The 19,667-nt window shown below is 72.3% G+C and carries 19 protein-coding genes and 1 pseudogene; 9 read left to right on the forward strand and 11 right to left on the reverse strand.

Features of this window, described 5'->3' with window-relative positions; genetic code table 11:
• Positions 1–31: 31 nt before the first annotated feature.
• Positions 32–1,189, reverse strand: a complete 1,158-nt coding sequence (locus CP980_RS12710) for a cystathionine gamma-synthase (RefSeq protein WP_132756293.1) — start codon at positions 1,187–1,189, stop codon at positions 32–34.
• 82 nt (positions 1,190–1,271) lie between these two features.
• Between CP980_RS12710 and CP980_RS12715 the strand changes: the two genes are divergently transcribed.
• The 5 genes from CP980_RS12715 to CP980_RS36720 all read left to right on the forward strand — a co-directional run bounded on the left by CP980_RS12715 (position 1,272) and on the right by CP980_RS36720 (position 6,500).
• Positions 1,272–2,378 carry a hypothetical protein gene (locus CP980_RS12715; protein ID WP_150528200.1) on the forward strand — a complete coding sequence of 369 codons (1,107 nt, stop codon included), beginning with the start codon at positions 1,272–1,274 and terminating at the stop codon, positions 2,376–2,378.
• Between the two features lie 193 nt (positions 2,379–2,571).
• Entirely contained in the window at positions 2,572–4,179 is a 1,608-nt protein-coding gene (locus tag CP980_RS12720) for a M48 family metalloprotease (protein WP_150528201.1), read from the forward strand.
• Entirely contained in the window at positions 4,167–5,321 is a 1,155-nt protein-coding gene (locus tag CP980_RS12725; protein WP_150528202.1) for a hypothetical protein, read from the forward strand. Before CP980_RS12720 ends, CP980_RS12725 begins: the two co-directional genes overlap by 13 nt.
• 108 nt (positions 5,322–5,429) lie before the next feature.
• A complete protein-coding gene (msrA, locus tag CP980_RS12730) occupies positions 5,430–6,098 on the forward strand; it encodes a peptide-methionine (S)-S-oxide reductase MsrA (protein WP_150528203.1) in 669 nt (222 codons plus the stop codon).
• An 81-nt stretch (positions 6,099–6,179) separates the two neighbouring features.
• Entirely contained in the window at positions 6,180–6,500 is a 321-nt protein-coding gene (locus CP980_RS36720) for a DUF3885 domain-containing protein (protein ID WP_150528204.1), read from the forward strand.
• On the opposite strand, the gene CP980_RS12740 is transcribed toward CP980_RS36720, so the two are convergent.
• Positions 6,388–6,912 carry a hypothetical protein gene (locus CP980_RS12740; protein ID WP_229906963.1) on the reverse strand — a complete coding sequence of 175 codons (525 nt, stop codon included), beginning with the start codon at positions 6,910–6,912 and terminating at the stop codon, positions 6,388–6,390. The genes CP980_RS36720 and CP980_RS12740 overlap by 113 nt on opposite strands.
• 176 nt (positions 6,913–7,088) lie before the next feature.
• On the opposite strand from CP980_RS12740, the gene CP980_RS36560 reads away from it, so the two are divergent.
• Positions 7,089–7,202, forward strand: a complete 114-nt coding sequence (locus CP980_RS36560; RefSeq protein ID WP_341874192.1) for a DUF6879 family protein — start codon at positions 7,089–7,091, stop codon at positions 7,200–7,202.
• 68 nt (positions 7,203–7,270) lie between these two features.
• Here CP980_RS36560 and CP980_RS12745 read toward each other — a convergent pair whose 3' ends face one another.
• Positions 7,271–8,755 carry a recombinase family protein gene (locus CP980_RS12745; protein ID WP_150528205.1) on the reverse strand — a complete coding sequence of 495 codons (1,485 nt, stop codon included), beginning with the start codon at positions 8,753–8,755 and terminating at the stop codon, positions 7,271–7,273.
• 48 nt (positions 8,756–8,803) lie between these two features.
• Between CP980_RS12745 and CP980_RS35890 the strand changes: the two are divergent.
• Positions 8,804–8,902: pseudogene (locus tag CP980_RS35890) on the forward strand (peptide-methionine (S)-S-oxide reductase MsrA); the annotation flags it as partial.
• A gap of 105 nt (positions 8,903–9,007) precedes the next feature.
• Here CP980_RS35890 and CP980_RS12755 read toward each other — a convergent pair.
• A complete protein-coding gene (locus tag CP980_RS12755) occupies positions 9,008–10,072 on the reverse strand; it encodes an NAD(P)-dependent alcohol dehydrogenase (protein ID WP_150528206.1) in 1,065 nt (354 codons plus the stop codon).
• A 163-nt stretch (positions 10,073–10,235) separates the two neighbouring features.
• Between CP980_RS12755 and CP980_RS12760 the strand changes: the two genes are divergently transcribed.
• A complete protein-coding gene (locus tag CP980_RS12760) occupies positions 10,236–11,180 on the forward strand; it encodes a helix-turn-helix transcriptional regulator (protein WP_150528207.1) in 945 nt (314 codons plus the stop codon).
• Between the two features lie 138 nt (positions 11,181–11,318).
• Here the strand turns inward: CP980_RS12760 and CP980_RS12765 are convergent, their stop codons facing one another.
• Positions 11,319–12,596: a L,D-transpeptidase gene (locus CP980_RS12765; RefSeq protein ID WP_132756279.1), complete on the reverse strand. Its 1,278-nt coding sequence runs from the start codon at positions 12,594–12,596 to the stop codon at positions 11,319–11,321.
• Between the two features lie 146 nt (positions 12,597–12,742).
• On the reverse strand, positions 12,743–13,030 hold the full coding sequence (locus CP980_RS35895) for a hypothetical protein (RefSeq protein ID WP_229906943.1): 288 nt from the start codon (positions 13,028–13,030) through the stop codon (positions 12,743–12,745).
• Positions 13,031–13,194: 164 nt separating this feature from the next.
• On the opposite strand from CP980_RS35895, the gene CP980_RS12775 reads away from it, so the two are divergent.
• Positions 13,195–13,587, forward strand: coding sequence for a hypothetical protein (locus CP980_RS12775; protein ID WP_132756277.1), 393 nt, complete (start codon positions 13,195–13,197; stop codon positions 13,585–13,587).
• Positions 13,588–13,745: 158 nt separating this feature from the next.
• On the opposite strand, the gene hutH is transcribed toward CP980_RS12775, so the two are convergent.
• The 5 genes from hutH to CP980_RS12800 form a co-directional block, all read right to left on the reverse strand.
• On the reverse strand, positions 13,746–15,287 hold the full coding sequence (gene hutH, locus CP980_RS12780; RefSeq protein ID WP_132757197.1) for a histidine ammonia-lyase: 1,542 nt from the start codon (positions 15,285–15,287) through the stop codon (positions 13,746–13,748).
• Between the two features lie 82 nt (positions 15,288–15,369).
• Complete coding sequence (locus tag CP980_RS12785) at positions 15,370–16,485, reverse strand: GGDEF domain-containing protein (protein WP_150528208.1); 1,116 nt, start codon at positions 16,483–16,485, stop codon at positions 15,370–15,372.
• Positions 16,486–16,511: 26 nt separating this feature from the next.
• Positions 16,512–17,294, reverse strand: coding sequence for an enoyl-CoA hydratase/isomerase family protein (locus CP980_RS12790; protein WP_150528209.1), 783 nt, complete (start codon positions 17,292–17,294; stop codon positions 16,512–16,514).
• A gap of 25 nt (positions 17,295–17,319) precedes the next feature.
• On the reverse strand, positions 17,320–18,507 hold the full coding sequence (locus CP980_RS12795) for an adenylate/guanylate cyclase domain-containing protein (RefSeq protein WP_150528210.1): 1,188 nt from the start codon (positions 18,505–18,507) through the stop codon (positions 17,320–17,322).
• Between the two features lie 221 nt (positions 18,508–18,728).
• The gene (locus tag CP980_RS12800; protein ID WP_150528211.1) at positions 18,729–19,595 is read right to left on the reverse strand and encodes a biotin--[acetyl-CoA-carboxylase] ligase; all 867 of its coding nucleotides are present in this window, start codon (positions 19,593–19,595) and stop codon (positions 18,729–18,731) included.
• Between the last annotated feature and the right edge of the window lie 72 nt (positions 19,596–19,667).

Consider the following 19,667-nt stretch of genomic DNA (forward strand, 5'->3'; position numbering starts at 1 on the left):
ACCGCCCGGCGGCTCTCGTCGTACGGGTCGGCTAGCCGAGGGCCCGGGTCAGGTCCGCGATCAGGTCGTCGGCGTTCTCGATGCCCACCGAGACGCGGATCAGGTCCGCCGGGACCTCCAGGGCCGAGCCGGCCACCGAGGCGTGGGTCATGCGGCCCGGGTGCTCGATGAGGGACTCGACGCCGCCGAGGGATTCGGCCAGGGTGAAGACCTTGGTGCGGCCGCAGACCGCGACGGCCTCCTCCTCGCCGCCGGCGACCTGGAAGGAGATCATTCCGCCGAAGTTGCGCATCTGCTTGGCGGCGATCTCGTGGCCCGGGTGCTCGGGCAGGCCCGGGTAGAGGACCTTGGTGACCTTCGGGTGGCGCCTCAGCACCTCCACGATCTTCTCGGCGTTCTCCGCGTGCCGGTCCATGCGGACGGCCAGCGTCTTGATGCCGCGCAGCACGACCCAGGAGTCGAAGGGCCCGGCCACGGCGCCCATCGCGTTCTGGTGGTAGGCCAGCTCCTCGCCCAGTGCCGCGTCGGCGGCCACCAGCGCGCCGCCGACCACGTCGGAGTGGCCGCCCATGTACTTGGTCAGCGAGTGCACGACCACGTCCGCGCCGAGCGCGAGGGGCTGCTGGAGGTAGGGCGAGGCGAAGGTGTTGTCCACGACCAGCTTGGCGCCGGCCGACCGCGCGATGTCGGCGACGACGGCGATGTCGGTGATGCCGAGCAGCGGGTTGGACGGGGTCTCGACCCAGATGACCTTGGTCTTCGGGGTGAGGGCGGCCCGTACGGACGCCGCGTCGGAGGTGTCGGCCACCGACCACTCCACGCCCCAGCGGGAGACGACCTTCGCGAACAGGCGGAAGGTGCCGCCGTAGGCGTCGTTCGGGATGACCACGTGGTCGCCCGGGGAGAGCAGCGTACGCAGCAGGCAGTCCTCGGCGGCGAGCCCGGACGCGAAGGCGAGGCCGCGGGCGCCGCCTTCCAGCGCCGCGAGGTTCTCCTCCAGGGCGGTGCGGGTCGGGTTGCCGCTGCGGCTGTACTCGTAGCCGCCGCGCAGTCCACCGACGCCGTCCTGCTTGTACGTGGACACCTGGTAGATCGGGGGCACGACCGCGCCGGTCAGCGGGTCCGCGGTGTTGCCCGCGTGGATCGCGCGGGTCTCGAAGCTCTGGTGCTCGTGGCTGTGGTCGCTCATGGGCAGAGCTTATGGGAGGCCGGGCCGGAGGGCGGGGTGGGGCATTGGCCTTCGCGCGGGTGCGTCTGGTTCGCTTGGGTGCATGGAGATTCTGTGGTTCCTGATCGCGCTCGGCCTGCTCGTGGCCGCCTTCAGCCCGTACATACGGCGCAGGCGGGGCGGCGGCCTGCGTCTGGTCGCGCCGGGCAGCCCCGACGCGGCCGACCCCGAGAACTACGGTTTCGCCCGCCAAGAGCACCTGGACATCCGGGTGCCGGGTCCCGACGAGGACCTGATGGACGCCCTGGACACCGTGCAGCGCACCGGGCAGTGGCAGGCGGCGTCCCAGCTGCTGGCCGGCACCCCGAAGGAGGGCGAGCTGCGCTGGCAGCGGGTCCAGGCCTTCGGCGGGGCCGCGGCGCTGGAGCTGGTCGCCGAGCCGGGGGCCGGCGCGCGCTGGCTGAAGGCCTGGCGGCTGGAGGCGGAGAAGGACGCCGGCGGCGCGCAGGTGCACGCCGAGCTGCTGGTGCAGCAGGCGTGGCGGCATTCGGGCGGCGTGGGCTCGACCGACCACCGGATCATCCTGGAGGAGGCCCGGGAGGCCTGCCGCAAGGCGGCGCTGCTGGCGCCGGGCGACCCGGTCCCGTTCATCACGGAGCTGGCGGTGGCGCGGGCGCTGGGGTACTCGGAGGCGGAGTTCGACGCCCTGTGGGCGAAGGTCATCGACGTCGCGCCGACGCACATGGGCGCGCACCTGGCGGCGCTGCACTACTGGTGCGAGAAGTGGCACGGCTCGCGGGAGAAGGCGGACGCCTTCGCGCACGCGGCCGCCGCCCGCGCCCCCAAGGGCTCGCTGCTGGCGGCGCTGCCGCTGTTCGCGGTGTACGAGCACGTGCCGGACGTGGTCCTGACGAACTACTGGCGCGGCGCGGTGGTGACCCGGGCCGTCGAGGGCGCGCTGTACGCGGTGCACACCGCCCGCCAGGACGACCCGATGCTGGCCCACGTACGGCACATGCTGCTGTCGTTCCTGGTGCCCATGGAGCGCTGGGCGGAGGCGATGGAGCAGATCCGCCACGTCGACGGCTGCGTGGGCGCCCTCCCGTGGTCGGTCTCCGCGGACCCGGCGGCCCAGTACGCCGTCTTCCGCGCCCTGGCGGTGGCCGGCTACGAGGCCAACGGCGGCTCCCCGGCCACCCTCCCCCACTGACACCGCCGCGCCCGCGGGTGGCAGCCCTCCCCCCTGACTCCCACCCGCGGCAGCCCGGCACATAAGGTTGCTGTAAAGGCCCTAGGGGCCGTACGTGTGCCCAGAGCCGCAAGCCGCACCCGCTCTCTGTACCGCGCACCCGTACTCGTCACTCGCACCTGCACCGTTTCGTCCCGTGGGGGGATCTGTCCATATGGGCGCATCACTGCGCGCGCTGCGCGCCCTCGTCCTGCTCGCAGGCTTCTACCTGCTCGGCTTCATCCTGCTGGCCGTGCTCGCGGCCGCCGACTGGGCCACCGTCACCTGGCTGCACGGCGGCGTGGCCGCCAAGGTCCTCATCGTCTCGGCGGTCCTCGCGGTCCCGATCGTGCGCGGCATGTTCATGCTCCGCACCCCCAAGGGCGACCCCCTGCGTGGCGTCCCCGTCACCGAGCAGCAGGAACCCCTCCTGTGGCGGACGGTCCGCCACATCGCCGACCAGGTCGGCACCCGCGCCCCCGACGAGATCCTGCTGATCGACGAGGTCAACGCCGCCGTCAGCGAGGACGCCCGGCTGCTGGGCCTGCTGTCCGGCACCCGCCGCCTCTACCTCGGCCTGCCCCTGATGACGGGCCTGGACGAGATGCAGCTGCGCGCCGTGCTCGCCCACGAGATGGGCCACTACGCCAACCTCGACACCCGCCTCACCCCGTTGATCGTCCGCGGCCGCGCCCAGCTGATCCGCACCATCGAGCACTTCCACGAGCGCGCCGACGCCAAGGTCGCGGGCGAGCGCGCCCGGCAGGAGAAGGCCGCCGAGAAGCGGCTCGCCAAGGGCAAGCAGGCCAAGGAGGTCGACACGGCCGGCCAAGGCGCGATGTACCGGGCCATGGCGAAGATCTACACGGGGTACGCGCACTTCTACATGCGGGCCACCCTCTCCGGCAGCCGCCGCCAGGAGCTCGCCGCCGACATGGCCGCGGTCCGCGTCGCCGGCCGCGACTCCGCCGCCTCCGCACTGCGCGAGCTCAACGCCCTCGGCCCCGCGCACGACTTCTACATGGACTCGTACGCCACCCTCGGCGTCGGCGCGGGCCTGCTGCCGCGCTCCGGCCAGGTCTTCGGCGGCTTCCGGCAACTGCTCGACGCCCGCGCGCAGGAGCTGGAGGGGCTGCGCCGGGAGCTGTCCACCGAGCCCGCCTCCGCGTACGACTCCCACCCCGCGCTCGCCGAGCGCGTGGCCCGCATCGAGGCCCTGCCCGACGACGGGCGGGCGGCGCAGGCCACCCGCCCGGCGATGGAGCTCCTCGCCTCCCCGGATGCGGCGCTGGCCGCTCTGGAGCAGGCGGTCCTGACCCCGCAGGCGCTCGCGCTGACGCGGCTGGACTGGGCGGACCTCGTCCACGAGAGCATGACCGCGTACGTGGGCCGGGGCGCGCAGGAGGTCCGCGAGGCCATCACCGCCGAGGGCGTGTCGCCGGAGCCGGCGGCCCTGCTGGACGCGATCGACGCCGACCCGGCGCTGCGCTGGCGGATCGCCGACCGCTTCCCGAAGTCCGAGGAGGCGGCGGCCGCCACGGGCCGCGCGGCCCGCGAGTTCACCCGGCCCGTCCTGCGGAGCGCCCTGAGCCGGCTGGTCACCGCCGACCTCACGGCCCGCGGCGCCGCCCGCTGGCAGCTGTCCTGGTCCGACTCGGCCGAGTTGCGGTTCGCGACCGAGGGCTTCGAGGACCAGCTGGAGCTCGCCCTGGACGCCCTCGTGGCGGACCGTCCCGACACCGAACCCCTTCGAAAGCTGGTGCTCGTCCGATGCTCGGCCTGATCGTCTTCGGCGTCCTCCTGCTGGGCGGCGCCGCCTACCGCTTCATGACCGCCCGTACGAAGACCCTCCAGGGCCGGATCGCCGCCGCCGAGGCGGACAGGGGGGCCGCGCAGGACCGTACCGCCGCCGAGAAGGCCGAGAAGAAGGCGCGCGAGGCGGCCGCGGTCGTCGCGCTGGGCTTCGTCGCGGAGGAGGACCTCGACACCGAGCAGGCGCAGCCCGCGCCGCCGGAGCGGACGGCGGCGATCGCGGCCGTCCGCAGCGGCGACTGGGAGGCGGGCGCCTCCTACGTGGAGGCCGCCGGCTCGGACTGGGAGGAGCGCTGGCAGCGCGTGCGCGCCCTGGCCGAGGTCGCGGCGGAGGACGACGCGTGGCTGCTGGCGTGGCACGCGGCGCGCCCGTCGGACCCAACGGCGGCCCTGGTCGATGCCGACACCGCCGTGCAGGTCGCCTGGAACGTGCGCGGCAGCCAGGCCGGCAGCCGCACCACGCAGGAGCAGTTCCGGCTGTTCCACGAGCTGCTGGTCAAGGCACAGGCCGCCGCCCACGAGGCCCAGCGGCTGGCCGACCCGGCCGACCCGGTCCCGTACATGGTGGAGCAGCCGATCGCGCAGGGCCTGGGCTACCCGCACGACCGGTACGAGAAGCTGTGGGCCGAGATCACCGGGCGCGACCCGAGGATCCTGACCGCACACACCACGGCCCTGCAGTACTGGTGCCAGAAGTGGCGCGGCTCGCACGAGCTGGCGCTGGCCTTCGCCCATGCGTCCGCGGCCTCGGGCGCACCCGGCGAGCTGCTGTCGCTGCTGCCGCTGGTGGCCTACGTCGAGCAGGAGCTGCACGAGCAGGAGCTCACGCCGGAGACCTTCTTCAAGGAGCCGGGGCCCCGGGCGGCGGTCGACGCCGCGCTCATGGACCTGGCGGCGGCCGACCCGGCCGACCGGCGGGCGGTCCGGCTGCGGCACGTCCTCGCGTGGCTGCTGTTCTGGCAGGACCGTGACGCGGAGGCCGTGGAGCAGTTCCGGGTCATCGACGGGTACATCGGCGCGCTGCCCTGGTACTACTCGGGGACGCCGAAGGGCCGGTACCTGTACGCCCGGAACTGGGCCGTGCTGGCCACCACGGCCGAGCACGGCGCGTGAGCGGCGCGGAAGCAATGACGGAAGTATGACGTGGCGGGCGGGGGCGGGCCCCGGGGGAATCCCGGTCCGCCCTCGCCCGTTGAAGGGAGCACCCACTAGGAGGGAATCATGTTCTCGTACCGCCGCACGCCCGAGCTCCCCACCCGCGAGGAGGCCCTGCCGGGCCGCACGACCCCGCAGTTCTCGCTCCCGGACCGGCACACCGTCCTCGGCAACCCGCTCGCCGGCCCCTACCCGGCGGGGCTGGAGGTCGCCGACTTCGGCCTGGGCTGCTTCTGGGGCGCCGAGCGCAAGTTCTGGCAGACCCCGGGGGTGTGGACCACGCTGGCCGGCTACCAGGGCGGGTTCACCGAGAACCCGACGTACGACGAGGTGTGCTCGGGGCAGACCGGCCACACCGAGGTCGTACGGGTGGTCTTCGACCCGGCGCAGGTCTCGTACGCCACCCTCCTGAAGCTGTTCTGGGAGTCGCACGACCCCACCCAGGGCTTCCGCCAGGGCAACGACGTCGGCACCCAGTACCGCTCGGCGATCTACACCCACTCCGAGGCCCAGCAGGCGGAGGCCGAGGCCTCCCGCACCGCGTACCAGCAGGTCCTGACCGCGTCGGGGTACGGCGAGATCACCACGGCGGTCCTCCCGGCCGCGGAGCGCCCCTTCTGGCCCGCCGAGGCCTACCACCAGCAGTACCTGGACCGCAACATTGACGGCTACTGCGGCATCGGAGGCACGGGGGTGGCCTGCCCGATCGGCATCGCCAAGGCTCCAGGGGAATAACCGCCCACTCCGCCGACCCGGCGCCCGAGCGGCTGGCCCGGCTCTGGCAGGGCCTGACACCTGCCGGACCGCTGCTCCTTCATGAGGCTGAAGACCGCATACAGCGATCGGTGGGTGCGCTTCCACAGCCTTCCGGAGCCGAAGCGCTACGCGGCGGACGAAGAGGAGTACGCGATCGTCCTGGACCGGTACAACACGGTCCTGGACGAGCTCTTCGCAGGCGGCGAGGTGTACGTCGTGACGCCACCGCCACGCCGACTGGCTGTCCTCCCACCCCTCCGGCTACTGATCAGGACGGGTTGTATCCGTATGCCCGCATCGCGTCCAGGTGGAGCTCGTACGGACCGAAGCAGTCCGCGGCCAGGGTGGCCACCCGGGCGCCACAGGGGCAGGCACGGTTGAGTCCGCGGTCGCCGGACGGACCGCAGCATCCGCCGCTCTTCTCCCCATCCGGTAGCGGCCGGAGATCAGGTGCGTCTTCCGGGTGGATCACGATGTTGTTGCGCGGCCCGGCGGAGACCATTGCCACCCCTTCGTCGCTCCGCCAGGGCCCACGCGGTTGGGCAGGTCCGCCTTTTTCCTGGTCGGGATGCGGCACGTACGGAGCGCCCCAGGGTTCGGTCTCGATCGCGTAGTGCCCTTGCGGCAGTGGGGCCGGAGCCCGCCGACTCTCCTTGTCGCGCGCTTCCTCGTCGGGCGCCGAGGGAACGGCGGGCAGCGGCGTCAGGTTTGGCGTGAGGCTGCCGCCGCAGTTGACACACAGGAAAACGGTCATGCTGCCGTTGTAGCCGCCGCGCACGTCCCCACGCATCATCGATTCCAAGCGGAAACGACTGTCCCATTGCGGAAACGCCGACATCTGGCGGCAAGGATGCTGCGGAAGCTGTCCGGTGGCCCGGAGTGCCGGAACGGAACGTGCCCAACCCTGGGGGCTGCCCGAAGGTGAGACTGCCGTCGTGGTCCCGGCAGCCGTCCTGGAGGAGTACTTCGGTGCTCAGCGGTGAGGAGTTCGGCCGACTCTTCGAAACCTTCGAGCAGACCGCGTTCCGACTGGAGACGCTCAGCGTCTACGACGCGAAGGAAACCACGTGCAGGCAGCGGTAGTCCATATCCACATGACGAACAAAGGGGTACCAGCCAGAGGGCGGTGCCCCTTCCTTTTCGGCTCCCCGTCACTCCCGCCAGTTCGGGACCAGCAGGTCAGGGTTGAACGGGCGCCGACCTCCGCCACCCACGGGCAGGACGATCACCGCGTGCAGTGCCTCCCTGATCAGGGCACGCTTCTGCGCCAGGTCCAGCTGGCCGGAGGTCCAGCGCTCGCGCACGTCGCCGGTTACTTCGGCTGCACGCTGCTGGTTGAGGACGTGACGGGTACGGTCCGCGCGGAGTTCCTTGACGCGCGCTTCCATTTTCTGATTCTGAGGGAAGAACAGCTCATCCGAGATCTGGTCCTCCTGCCACGCCTGGAGCAGCTTGCGCTGCTTCTTCGTCAGGCGGGCCAGCTCTTCCTCCCCCACCCATTCATCGTCCGCATGCTTCGTCCTGGCCGCCCGTTCCTCCAACTTCGCGAGGACTGCCTCCGTGACGAACTCGTCAATCTTGGCTCCATTGCGACCCGTGCCGCCACAGCCGCCCATTTCCTTGCTGGGGCACTGGTAGAGATAGCCACCGGAAAGGTCCGGTCGGGCAGTGGCGCGGAGCGGCGCATTGCAGATCGGTCCGTCCGCACTAGGCTTTCCGCATCGGAGGATTCCCGTCAGCAGGTAGGACGGAGTGCGGTAGTCAGTGACCGATCCGCCGGACTTCACGTTGGGTCCGACGCGCGCCGAGAAGATGGCGTCGATAGCCATCCACTCCTTCGGCGTGATGACGGGCTCCCAGCGACCCACGATCGGCACGCCGTTGGCATCACGCACCAACTCGCCATTGTGCTTCCGCCAGCCGCACAGCCGCGGGTTCCACAGCGCGAGCTTGAGGGAGCGACTCGCCCACTCCTTGTCGTTGATCGTGCGAACGCCGGCTTCCCGCCACTCGCGGAGGATCGAGTGCAGGGACTTGCCCGCGATCACCTCGCGAGCGCCCTTCGCCAGCCACGCCGCCTCCTCGGGATTCAGCGCGAGCTTGTCGGGCTGCCAGCCGAAGGGGCGCTTCCCACCCACCGGAATGCCCAGCTCGGCGCGGGCGCGGTGCGAGCGCCGCGCACGCCGCTGCATCTTGCGCACCTCCATCTTGGAGATGACCACGCCGAAGAGCCCCATGGACTCCACGTCCTCGCTGTAGAGGTTCTTCGGCCCCTTGGCATCGGCGTAGAGGCGGCCCTCCTCGTAGGTGAGCGCGTCCACGAACCGCTCGTAGTCGCCGGCCCGCCGCGTGAGCCGGTCGTCCGCGACGACGACGACGCCGCGCACCGGCTGTCCGTCCGGCAAGTGGCCCGCCTTGAGGGCCTTCACCAGCGCCTCGAAGTCCGGGCGAACCACGCCCGCCTTGGCCGCGGACAGGTCGTTGTCGGTGTAGTGGTGCACGATCGTCCAGCTGAGACGGGCCGCCGTCGCCCCGTTCACCTTGTGCTGGTCCTCGACGCCGTGGCCGTCCCTGGCCGTGTCGGCGGAGATACGGGCGTACGAGACAACCGGGATCACCGGTGCCGCTTCGTTCACTTCCCACCCCTTTACGAAGAGTCACTAATTCTCCGCAAAGAGGGGTGGTACCTCCAGCAGTACCTGGTTAATAACCCGGACGGGTACTGCGGCATCGGCGGTACGGGCGTCAGTTGCCCGATCGGCGTGGCCAAGGCCAACGGCTGACCCTCCCGCCCGGCCCTGCACCCGTGTCCGGGCGGAGGGCCGCGGCGCGCGATCCGAGCGGTGCCCGGCGGCCTGGAGGCCGGGGGGGGGCGGCGGCCGGAGGCGTCAGATCGTCGAGGCGTCGATCACGAAGCGGTAGCGGACGTCGCTGGCCAGGACCCGGTCGTACGCGGCGTTGATCTCCGACGCGGGGATCAGCTCGATCTCCGAGCCCAGGCCGTGCTCCGCGCAGAAGTCCAGCATCTCCTGCGTCTCCGCGATGCCGCCGATCATCGAGCCGGCCAGGGTCTTGCGGCCCTGGATGACGGAGAACAGGTTCAGCTCGACCGGCTCCTCCGGGGCGCCCACGTTCACCAGCGCGCCGTCGACCTTCAGCAGGCCGAGGTACGCGTCGAGCGCGAGCGGGGCCGAGACGGTCGAGACGACCAGGTCGAAGCTGCCGGCCAGCTCCTCGAAGGTGGCCGGGTCGCTCGTGGCGTAGTAGTGCGAGGCGCCCAGCCGCAGGCCGTCCTCCTGCTTACGCAGCGACTGCGAAAGGACGGTGACCTCGGCACCCAGGGCCGACGCGATCTTCACGCCCATGTGGCCGAGCCCGCCGAGGCCGACGATCGCGACCTTCTTGCCGGGGCCCGCCTGCCAGTGCTTGAGCGGGGAGTACAGGGTGATCCCGGCGCACAGCAGCGGGGCCGCGACGTCGAGGGGCAGCCCGTCGGGGATGCGGACGGTGTAGTTCTCGTCGACGACGAGGTGCGTGGAGTAGCCGCCGTAGGTCGGCTCGCCCTGCTTGTCGCGGTCGTTGTAGGTACCGGTCATGCCCTTGACGCAGTACTGCTCCTGCCCGCGCAGGCAGTACTCGCACTCCCGGCAGGAGTCGACGAAGCAGCCGACGCCGACGTGGTCGCCGACCGCGAACTTCGTGACGCCCGGACCGACTTCGGCGACGACACCGGCGATCTCGTGGCCCGGGACCATCGGGTAGATGCCCTCGCCCCAGCCGTCGCGGACCTGGTGGATGTCGGAGTGGCAGATGCCGGAGTACTTGATCTCGATGAGGACGTCGTGCTCGCCCACGGGGCGTCGCGCGACGGTGGTGCGCTCCAGCGGGGCCTTCGCGGCGGGGGCGGCGTAGGCGGCGACCTGGGTGGCGGCTGCGGCATTGTTGAAGGACATGGTGGGGGCTCCTCGGGCACTGCTGACGGTCTGCGTGCGGTGAACGATTCCGTACCGGGCCGCCGGCAGCCACGCCCCTGTCCTGCCTAGGACCGGCGGTCCTACCCCTGACGGGGTCAGGCACACGGCCCCGCCGTCCCGGCCGCCCGGGGATACTGGCGTCATGGACCAGCTTGATCAGCGTGCCGAACTGGGCGAGTTCCTCCGCTCCCGCCGGGCGCGGCTGCGCCCCTCGGACGTCGGCCTGCCGGACTACGGCCGCCACCGCCGCGTACCGGGGCTGCGGCGCGAGGAGTTGGCGCAGCTGGCGGGCGTCTCGGTGGCGTACTACACGCGCCTCGAACAGGGACACGGGCAAAACGTTTCCGTGGAGGTGCTCGACGCCATCGCCCGGGCGCTGCGCCTCGACGGCACGGAGACGGCCCACCTGACGCACCTGGCCCGCCCCAGGCCCCGCCGCCAGCGCGCCAAGCAGTACCGGGCCGAGCACGTGCGCCCGGAGCTGCGGACCCTGATGGACGCGATGGACGGGGTGCCGGCGTACCTCCTGGGGCGGCGGCAGGACGTCATCGGGTGGAACCGCCTGGCCGCGGCGGTGTTCGGGGACTTCGGCCTGCTGCCGCCCCAGGAGCGGAACCTCGTACGGCTGGTGTTCCTGGACCCGGCGGCGGCCGAGCTCTACGCGGACTGGGACTGCCTGGCCTGCCGGGTCGTGAGCAGTCTGCGCATGTACGCGGGCGAGCACCCGGACGACGAGCAGCTGTCCGCGCTGGTCGGTGAGCTGTCGGTGAAGAACGAGGAATTCCGCCGGCTGTGGGCGGCGCACACGCTGGCGGACAACAAGACGCACGGGGTGAAGAACCTGCGGCACCCGCTGGTCGGCGAGCTGTCCCTGTCCTTCGAGACGCTGGCCCTGCCGGGCGATTCGGCTCAGGTCCTGGTCACCTACCACGCGGAGCCGGGTTCCCCCTCGCAGGACGCCCTGCGGATGCTGGCCTCGTGGTCGGCGCCCGACGCGCCCGGCGCCACCGCCTTCCCCGCCTCGCCCGCCTTCCCCGCCTCGCCCGCCTCGCCCTCTTCCTCCTCCGCCGACGGGGCCGCGGCCTGAGCCGCAGCCCCGGCGCCGGTCGGGGTCCCGGTCCCGGTCCCGGTGCCCGGAAACGACGGATGGCGGGGAGCCCCCGCCGTTTCCGGGGGGCTCCCCGCCATCCGCGGGGTTCGGTCGGGACCGGGGGTCAGGGGGCCGTCAGGAGGCCGCGCCGGCCTTCCAGTCCGCCCAGCTCATGTTCCAGCCGTTGAGGCCGTTGTCCGGCTTGATGGTCTTGTCCGGCGAGTTGACCACCGTGACCACGTCACCGATGAGCGAGTTGTCGTAGAACCAGGCCGCCGGCTGGTTCGGGTCGTTGGCACCCTGGGCGTCGTTCAGACCGACACAGCCGTGGCTCGTGTTCACGCTGCCGAAGATCGAGTCCGATCCCCAGTAGTTGCCGTGGATGAACGTGCCGGACTGGGACAGCCGCATCGCGTGCGGGACGTCCTTGATGTCGTACTCGCCCTTGCCCTCGCTGTTCTTGAAGCCGACGGTGGAGCCGTCCATGCGGGTCTCCTTGAACTTCTCGGAGATCACCATCTGGCCGTTGTACGTCGGGTTCTCCGGGGAGCCCGCCGAGATCGGGATGGTCTTGAGGACCGCGCCGTCCCGGGTGACGGTCATCTTCTTCGTCTTCGCGTCGACCGTCGAGACCTGACTGCGGCCGATCTTGAAGGTGGCGGTCCGGTTCTGCACGCCCTTGACGCCGGGGGCGCCCTGCACCCCGTCCAGCGCCAGCTTCAGCGTGACGGTGGAGCCGGCCTGCCAGTACTGCTCGGGGCGGAAGTCCAGGCGCTGCGCGCTGAACCAGTGCCCGACGACCTCCTGGCCGCTGCTGGAAGTGACGGTGATCGCCGCCTGGACCGCCTTCTGGTCCTTGATCGCCTTGTTGAAGGTGATCGAGACCGGCATGCCCACGCCGACGGTCTGGCCGTCGTCCGGTATGAACGAGCCGACGAAGCTGTTCTCCGGGGAGACGGTGGTGAAGGAGGCGTTCTCGTGCGCCTCCTTGCCCGCCTCGTCCTTGGCGGTCGCGGACAGGGCGTACTTCGTGGAGCGCTTCAGCGCGGCGTCCGGCTTCCAGCTCTTGCCGTCGGCGGCTATCTTGCCCGCCACGGCCGCGCCCTCGGAGGTCTTCAGCTCGACCGTCGTGAGGGTGCCGTCGGTGACGGCGACATTGGCGGCGTCGTTCAGGCCGACATTGGTCGCGCCGTCCTTCGGCGTGATCGTTATCTTGGCCTTGGAGGCGTCCTTGGCCGCGGCCGCGTCCACGTCCGACTGGGACTTGCTGCTGCTCGTGTCGCCGCCCTTGGCCTTGCCGTCGTCGTCGCCACCGCCGCAGGCCGAGAGCACCAGCACGCCACCGAGTACGGCGGATATGGCCACCAGGGACCTCCTCCGCCGCTTCTTGTCCGTCCTCACACGCCACTCCATCGTTGCCAGAACCCCCGAGCTTCCCCCGGCCAGCGCCGGGTGGTGCCCCGATCAAGGCAGGGAGACAGGCCCCCTGCCTCGCACCAGTCAACGCGTTCCGGGCCCGGACGGTTCCACATCACGTTTGAATGTGGGCAACCACACGGTCAGGCGTTGTCGGTCGTCTCTTCGTCGTACTCCCCATCTTCCTCGCCGAGGTCCCACTCCATCGACTCGGGGTCGTATTCGACGGGCTCGCTGCTCCAGGAGGCCTGGGCCAGCTCCACGCCGGGGATGTCCGCGACCAGGTCAGTGGGGTCGACTAGGTACGCGAGCGCCTCCGATTCGTCTTCCCGTACGGCCGATTCGGCGTGGCCGCGCTCCTCGTCCGGCATGAACTCGTCGGCCTCGATGTGCGCGAGTGCGGCGCCGGTGAGCGCCTCGGCGTCGGGCACCTCCAGTACCAAATCAACGCGAAGGCGGACGTATCGTGATGTGTCAGAAGGGTTCATACGACGGAGACTAAGCCCGCGGCAGCCCCGACTTTCCCACGACCCGCCCTTGTCCGTAGCATCACCGCACACGGCCAATTCGCTGCGTCCGCAAGGGGGATCGCACCGTGTCCGCACGTCGTCCGCTGCTCACCGCTCTCGGAGCGACCACCCTCCTCGCCGCCCTGTGGTTCGTCCCCTCGGCCGGCGCAACCGCACCGGGGCCCACGGGATCCGATCCCTCCGCCTCCACCACGTCCTCCGGTTCCGGTTCGGATTCCGGTTCCGATTCCGCCGCGCCCGGGTCCGCCAACACGGCCGGGGCCGGTTCGGTGACCACGCTGGTCTCCGGTTCCCACGACGGCTCCGGCGACGCCGCGCAGAGCGCCGGCCAGGTTCCGCTGGGCCTCGCCGACACCGGCGGCATCGACACCACCCCGTACCTGCTGGGCGGCACGCTCTGCCTGGGCCTCGGGGCCGGGTTCGTCACCTTCTCCGTACGCCGCTCGCAGGCGGCGTAGGCCCCCGGGCCCGTACGCCAGTACGTCTGTACGTCTGTACGTCTGTACGTCAATACGCTCGTACGCCCGCACCGGCCGACGCCGAAGGGCCGTCCCGGAAAGACTTCCCGGGACGGCCCTTCGCGGTACCTGTACGGCCGCCGGCCGCCGACCGCCCGCTAGGCGAGCGGGCCCGTGACCGGCTCCACCGCTGCGACGAGGCCGCCGGAGCGGACGAACGCGTCGGCCGCGGCCAGGTCGGGGGCGAGGAAACGATCCGGCCCGGGACCCTCCACACCGGCCGCCCGAGCCGCCGCGATGGCCGCCCGGCTCGCCGGGGCCGGGGTCAGCCCGTGCCGCAGCTCGATGGCCCGGGTGGCCGCGTACAGCTCGATGGCGATGATCCGGGTCAGGTTGTCGACGGCGGTACGGAGCTTGCGCGCGGCCGACCAGCCCATCGAGACGTGGTCCTCCTGCATGGCGGAGGACGGGATCGAGTCGGCGGAGGCCGGCACGGCCAGCCGCTTCATCTCGCTGACCAGGGCGGCCTGCGTGTACTGCGCGATCATCAGACCGGAGTCGACGCCGGCGTCGTCCGCGAGGAACGGCGGCAGCCCGTGCGAGCGGTTCTTGTCGAGCAGCCGGTCGGTGCGGCGCTCGGCGATGGAGCCGAGGTCGGCCGCGGCGATCGCCAGGAAGTCCAGGACGTACGCCACCGGCGCGCCGTGGAAGTTGCCGTTGGACTCCACGCGCCCGTCGGGCAGCACCACCGGGTTGTCGACGGCCGAGGCCAGCTCGCGCGAGGCGACGAGGGCGGCGTGCGCCATGGTGTCGCGGCCGGCGCCGGCCACCTGCGGGGCGCAGCGCACCGAGTAGGCGTCCTGCACGCGCGGGGCGGACTCCTCCTGGAAGTGCCCGGTGAGCCCGGATCCCTCCAGGACGGCGGCCATGTTGGCGGCGGAGGCGCCCTGGCCCGGGTGCGGGCGGATGGCGTGCAGCTCGGGCGCGAGCACCTTCTCGGTGCCGAGCAGCGCCTCCAGGGTCAGCGCGGCGGTGATGTCGGCCGACTTGTAGAGCTTGTCGAGGTCGGCGAGGGCCATGACCAGCATGCCGAGCATGCCGTCGGTGCCGTTGAGGAGGGCGAGGCCCTCCTTCTCCTTGAGCTCGACGGGCCGGATCCCGGCCTCGGCGAGCAGCTCGCCGGCGGGGCGCACGACCCCGTCCGGACCCTCGGCGTCGCCTTCGCCCATCAGGGTGAGCGCGCAGTGCGAGAGCGGCGCGAGGTCGCCGGAGCAGCCGAGCGAGCCGTACTCGTGGACGACGGGCGTGATGCCCGCGTTGAGCACGTCGACCATCGTCTGCGCGACGGACGGCCGGACGCCGGTGTGGCCGGAGGCGACGGTCTTCAGGCGCAGGAACATCAGGGCGCGCACGACCTCCCGCTCGACGCGCGGGCCCATGCCGGCGGCGTGCGAGCGGACGATGTTGCGCTGGAGCTGGGCGCGCAGCTCGGGGCTGATGTGCCGGGAGGCGAGGGCGCCGAAGCCGGTGGACACCCCGTAGACGGGTTCGGGCTTGGCGGCGAGGGCGTCGACGATCTCGCGGGCGCGGGCGAGGGCGTCGAGCGCCTCGCCGGACAGCTCGATCCGCGCGTTGCCGCGGGCGACGGCGATGACGTCCTCGGCGGTGGTCCCGGACGTCCCCACCACGACAGTGTGCATATCCATATTCAGCACCCTACGGACTGAATCGCTTCATGTCACTAGCGAGTTTCACGGGCGCCCCTTACGTCGCCTGCACGGCTCACGCCCGGCCCCGGAAGCGGCGGCGCTCCCCGGCCGCCTCCCGCGGGGCGGCGTCGGCCAGGCGGACGACGGCGGTGTCCCGGCCGGCGACGACGGGCTTCGGGGAGCGGGCGGCCTTGGCCTTGTACTGGGCGGCGTCGGCCAGCCGGAACAGCCTCCGGGAGGACTTCACGGGCCCGATCGGGTCCCCGGTCGAGGCCACCCCGCAGGCCACCCCCTCCCCGAGGTCCAGCTCGGCCGCGCGCAGGCACAGCTCCTCGGTGACCCGTACCACCTCGTCGGCCGGGGGCCCCACGCTGACCAGGCAGAACTCGTCGCCGCCGAGGCGGGCGGCGAGCGCGCCGGGCAGCATGGCCCCGCAGAGGCTGAGCACGGACCCGAACCGCTCCAGCAGCCGGTCGCCCATGGCGTGGCCGAGGGTGTCGTTGACCTTCTTGAGCCCGTTCAGGTCGCAGACGACCAGGCTGACCACGGCGGCGCCCCGCCGGTGCTCCTCCAGGGCCTCGTCGAGCCGTATGTCGACGGCTCGGCGGTTGGCGAGGCCGGTCAGGGGGTCGGTGAAGGCGAGGCGGCGGGCCTCTTCGAGCCGCTCGTTCTGGGCGAGGCCGGCGGCGACCACGGCCGCCAGGACGGTCGCGAACTCGGCGTCGTCCTCGTCGAAGTCGGGCAGGCCGGCGTCGCGGGCGACGTACAGCTCGCCCCAGGCGCGGCCGCTGAGCACGATGGGCGCCACGACGCAGGTGCCGCGCCCGCGGCGGCGCAGGGCCTCCCCGCGCCGCCCGGGGCGGCCGCCGCCGGCGGCTTCCACCCAGGCGTGCGGGCCGCCGCCCCCGGCCCAGCGCTCGTGCAGGAACTCGGTGATCTCGGGAAAGTCGTGGACGGGATAGGACTCGTCCTCGGGGAACTCCTCCTCCCCGCCGCGCAGCGCGCCCTCGTTCACGAGCACGCGCAGCCGCCCCCGCTCCCGCTCCCAGGCGGAGATCGCGGCGAACGAGCCGTCCAGTGCGAGCCGGGCCCCGCGGGCGGCGGCCCGTACGCTGTCCCGCGGCGCGCATGCGGCGGCCATGGCCTGCGCCAGGCCCACGACGGCTCGCAGCCGCCCGTCGACTCCCATCACCCCAGATTAGGGAGTTTTGCCCCCTAGTGCCCCGGCCAGTTCGGGCGGCGCTTCTCGTTGAAGGCCGCCACGCCCTCCGCGCGGTCTCCCGAGAAGGCCACCGTCCGCCAGGCCGCGTCCTCGATCTCCAGGCCCGCCGCCAGGTCCATCCCGTGGCCCAGGCGCAGGGCCCGCTTCGCCGCCCGCAGGCCCACCGGGGAGTTCGCCGCTATACGGGCCGCCAGCGCGAGCGCCTCCGCCCGGTCCGTACCCGCCGCGACCACCGAGTCGACCAGGCCCAGCGACAGCGCCTCCGCCGCCTCCACCCGCCGCGCCGTGAAGATCAGCTCCGCCGCCCGCGCCGCGCCGACCCGCCGCGGCAGCAGCTGCGTACCGCCGCCGCCCGGGATCACGCCCACCGAGACCTCCGGCAGGCCGACCACCGCGCTCTCGTCCGCCACGATCACGTCGCAGGCCAGCGCCAGCTCGAAGCCGCCGCCCAGGGCGAAGCCGTGCACCGCCGCGATCGTGGGCATCGGCAGCTCCAGTACGCCCCCGTACGCGCCCCGCGTGGTCGGCCGCTGGCGCACCAGCTCCGCGTCCGAGAGGGAATTGCGCTCCTTGAGGTCGGCGCCGACGCAGAACGCCCGCTCCACCGCCGACGACAGCACGACCACCCGCACCGAGGCGTCCGCCGCGAGCTCCGCGCACGCGTCGCCGATGGCCCGCGCCATCTCCGTCGACACGGCGTTCATCGCCTTCGGCCGGTCCAGGACCAGCTCCGCGACCCCGTCGTCATGCCGGCGCACAGCCACGAACTCAGACACGAAAGACCCTCCCGGTTAACGAACGTTACCCGGGGATCTTAGGCTTCCGCCGGGTCAGCGACCAGGGCTCCACGACCCCCAGACCGCGCACCGGCCGCTGCCACATCGGCTGGAGCGCGAAGCGGTACGCCTTCCCGCCGCCCTCCTCCGCCTCGGCCTCCTTCTCGGAGACCGGCGCCGCGCCCGTCCGGCCCAGTTCCTCCGCCATCGCCCCGTCGACGAGCACCGCGTCCTTCGGCGCTATCGACGTCAGCCGCGAGGCCAGGTTCACGGTGGTGCCGAAGACGTCGCCCATCCGGGTCGTCACCGTCCCGAACGCCATGCCCACGCGCAGCTCCGGCATCTGGGCGTCCGCTTCCATCGTCTCGATCAGCCGCAGCGCGATCTCCGCCGCCGTCGCCGCGTCGTCGGCGCAGTACAGCACCTCGTCGCCCAGCGTCTTGATCAGCCGGCCGCCGTGCGCGGCCACCAGGTCGGCCGAGGTCGTCTCGAAGGACTCGACGAGCTCGCCGAGCTCCTCCTCCTCCAGCCGCCGCGTCAGGCGCGTGAAGCCGACCAGGTCCGCGAAGCCCACCGCGAGCCGCCGGTCGACCATCTCCTCGTCGTCCGCCACCTGCACCACGCGGCCGGTGGCCGCCGCCAGCTGGCGGCGCCACACGTAGACGAGGAACTCCTCCAGCTCCGGCAGCAACAGCTCGACCAGCGGGTACGTGACCTCCGTACGGGTCATCCCCGGCTCCGGCGGCTCCGTCAGACCCTCCAGGAAGGAATCGATCTGCCATTCCGCCAGCCGGGCGGTGGTCTGCCCGGTGGACCGCGCCACCTGCACGGCCATCGGCTCGCTCAGCAGCCCGGCCTCGACCAGGCCGGCGAGGCGGCGCAGCGCCAGTACGTCGGCCTCCGTCAGGGCCTTGGCCTGGCCGATGTCCGCGAAGCCCATGGCCCGCCAGAAGCGGGAGGCGAGCTCCATTGAGACCCCGGCGCTGCGGGCCGCCTGGAACGGGGTGTACCGGCGCTCCGCGCCCAGGATCAACTGCTCCAGGCGGATGGCGAGCGGGTCGGCCGTCGGCTGCGCCGTGTGGTCGACCTCGTGGTGGGGAGTGTGCTGGTCGCGTCCGATCGGGGTGCCGGGACTGCCGGCCCCCTGGCCGGACTGGCCCGTACCACCCGTCCGGGAGGCGGACGCGCCGGACGTAGGGTCGTCGACGGTCAAGGGCCGCCTCCTGTCCATTCCGTGCGCACTGCCCTGCCGAACCGGGTGATCACCGGTAGGACCGGGATCGCCTAAACCATACGGCAGGTGTGCCGTAGCTCACTCCCCACTCCCCGCGGCGGGGGCCGCGACGCCGGGCCGGCCAGGGGGCGCCCCCAGGGGGTGTCCGGCGGGCCATGGCCGGGTCCGGGGCGGACCGACCCCGATCCGAAGGACACTCCCTAGCGCACCGACCTCAGGTGCACCACGTCCCCGGCTCCCACGGCCTCGTGCTCGCCCTCGGCCGTACGGACGACGAGCCGCCCGTCCGCGTCGACCGCTTCGGCCGTACCGGTGAGCGTGCGCCCGCCGGGCAGGTCGGCGCGTACGTGCCGGCCCAGGGTCACGCAGTCCGCCGCGTACGCCTCCTGGAGCCCGCTGGCGGCCGGATCGCCGCCCGCCGCCCGCCAGTCCCCGTACCACTGCTCCAGGGCCCGCAGTACGGCCTTGAGCAGGGGTTCCCGGTCCGTCACGGTGGCCTTGGCCAGGACCAGCGACCCGGCTTCCGGCACCGGCAGCTCGTCCTCGGTCAGGGTCACGTTGAGCCCGATCCCGATGACGACGCCGTCGCCGACGCGCTCCGCCAGGATGCCGCCGGTCTTGCGCTCCTCGCCGTTCACGTGGACGAGCAGGTCGTTGGGCCACTTGAGGACCGTGTCCACGCCGGCGGCCCGCGACAGCCCGCTCGCGGCGGCCACCCCGGCCAGCAGGGTCAGCCACCCCCACCGCTCCTGCGGTACGGAGTCGCCCGGCTTGAGCAGCACGGAGAAGAAGAGCCCGGACCGGGGCGGCGCGACCCAGCTCCGGTCGAGCCGGCCGCGCCCGGCGGTCTGCTCCTCGGCGACGAGCACGGCCCCCTCGGGCAGCCCCCCGGCCCGGGCCGCGAGATCGGTGTTGGTGGACCCGGTGGAGGCGACCACCTCCAGGGAGGTCCACAGCCCCCCGTCGCTCACGAGGGCCCGCTCCAGCGCGGCGCCCCCCAAAGGCGGCCGCTCAAGGTTCGACCAACGACCGGCGGAAGCCGCACCTGATGCATCTGATGGCGTCATGCAAGCCAGATTAGGTGTGTCAAACGCCGCACTGCCGAGCGCCATGCCCGCCGATACGCTACGCACCAGTAG

This window comes from Streptomyces vinaceus, assembly GCF_008704935.1.
Classification (GTDB): Bacteria; Actinomycetota; Actinomycetes; order Streptomycetales; family Streptomycetaceae; genus Streptomyces; species Streptomyces vinaceus.